At 34.9% G+C, this 1,749-nt stretch carries 1 protein-coding gene and 2 pseudogenes; all 3 read right to left on the minus strand.

The genetic code is table 11. The annotated features are described in order from the left end of the window. Positions 1-298, minus strand: a pseudogene (locus LKD41_RS15485) (hypothetical protein); the annotation flags it as partial. Positions 299-325: 27 nt separating this feature from the next. Beyond that, positions 326-1,225, minus strand: coding sequence for a hypothetical protein (locus LKD41_RS15490; RefSeq protein ID WP_021739841.1), 900 nt, complete (start codon positions 1,223-1,225; stop codon positions 326-328). A 212-nt stretch (positions 1,226-1,437) separates the two neighbouring features. Next, positions 1,438-1,749 (minus strand): annotated as a pseudogene (locus LKD41_RS15495) (hypothetical protein); the annotation flags it as partial.

The raw sequence follows: 1,749 nt of genomic DNA on the forward strand, positions 1-1,749 counted from the left end.
ATCCACAGGAAACATTCTCCCCAAAATTGATTGCATCCAAAATAGCACTTGAATTATTATAGTTTGCAAAATAATAAGCTAATTCACTGTTAGAAATATTCGCATTTTTATCTATCAGTGCAGCTATGGATTGCTTTGAAAAGCCTCGTGCAGCATCAGAAATACTTAAACTGTCCTGTTTTTTATTATTTCCTGCTCCAAGCAACATCTGTATTGCTTTTTGGTGTATTCCTGCCTCTGCCTGCTTTGAATATGTCAACAGCTGGTTTACTGTGTTTACATCTGTTACTGTCTTCATAATTATTCTCCAAACCCTTTTTCAACATTAAACGCCAAACATATGCTGCAATTTGTCCAGCATATTATTTACTCTGCCTTCAACAGCTTCTGGCTGATTCCTTAATTCATACCTGCTTCCATAGTAATCATTTAAACGGTCTTTCATCTCATTACAAAATAATTTTTGATCTGTTTTACCATTTAAAAACTGATTGCAGATACCACTTATCTCTTTCTTCTCATTTGTATAAAAAGCTGTCTCATCTGAGATTATTTCTGACTTGTACTTATAAGATTCTGTTTTGCTTCCAATTCCAACAACCATGTAATCTGGTGTCATTCTCTCCATGATGGAATTACGTGCTGAATCATTAAAATGAACATATTCGTCAATCATGTCTGAAAAACCAGCTTGAAATTGCTCTGGAACATACATTTCATTTACTTTCCTTAGCCCCACTTCACTTGCACTTAACAAAAATACAGATTCATAAGAAGTTCCTCTATATCCCTCCTGAGCATTCAAAGAATCTACATCTGCTGTCATTGCATTAATCTTCTCTTTTAAATCTTTCATTTCATCTTCTGTCAAATATTCAGAAGCATTTTCGTCCAGCCATTTTTCAAAAACCTCTGACTGATTTTCCGAACAGCCTTCAAACGCACTTTGTTCTCCAGAAATGGAAGCTGCTTTCAAATCTAATTTGAATAAATTTTCACATTTATATTCTGCTGGTATCTCTCTTATCTCTCCCATAATAGATGAAAAATGCATTGTATGAAAATCCGATACCTTATTACGAGCAGTCTCAACTAACTTTCTTGCTGAATCACTGATTTTCACATCATCCTCCGAAATAATATTCTGAGGAACAGTTGTTTTCTTCTCAACCTTATTTTTTATCATCTCTGGATTATTAATATACCTATTTCCTTGAACTTTCATAGCAACCTCCTTAAGTTAGTCCACACTTTCTATACTTCTTTATCTATCTTGCTCGATGTCAAAGAACCTGCATCTATTTTCAGGTAATCTACATCACTGTCATTGCTCAATGAACCAATAAAACGATTTATATCTACTGACTTTCTGCCACTCTACTCTCTGGTGATGCCATCCAATGCACCAATTTGATATTTTCCTTTTATCGAATCCTCTTATGCCTTAATATCAAAACTTGATCTATCAGGTGCAGAAATACTCACAGATTCTGCTACAAGACTCTGTGTCATACTTTTTACATCATTACCAGTTACGGATAAGGTATAATCACCCGTTTCTTTTCCTTCTGCCGATTTTTCTGCACGTTTCTTTGCAGCTTTTTCTTCCTCTGCTTTTTTAGCAGCTCTTTTTTCTTTTACCTTTTCCTCTTTTTCTCTGTTCTCTTTTGCCTTTCGTTCAGCATTCTCTTTCGCTATTTTCCCATCTGGATCATTTGTACCAGATATTGCCACCGAAATATTTCCGTT

Origin of the sequence: Roseburia sp. CLA-AA-H209 (genome assembly GCF_020687575.1) — a bacterium.
Classification (GTDB): Bacteria; Bacillota; Clostridia; order Lachnospirales; family Lachnospiraceae; genus Roseburia_C; species Roseburia_C amylophila.

What these genes read in the sequence shown, in the direction of transcription:
- LKD41_RS15490 (WP_021739841.1), bottom strand. Translation starts at nt 1,225, where the DNA reads ATGAAAGTTCAAGGAAATAGGTATATTAATAATCCAGAGATGATAAAA.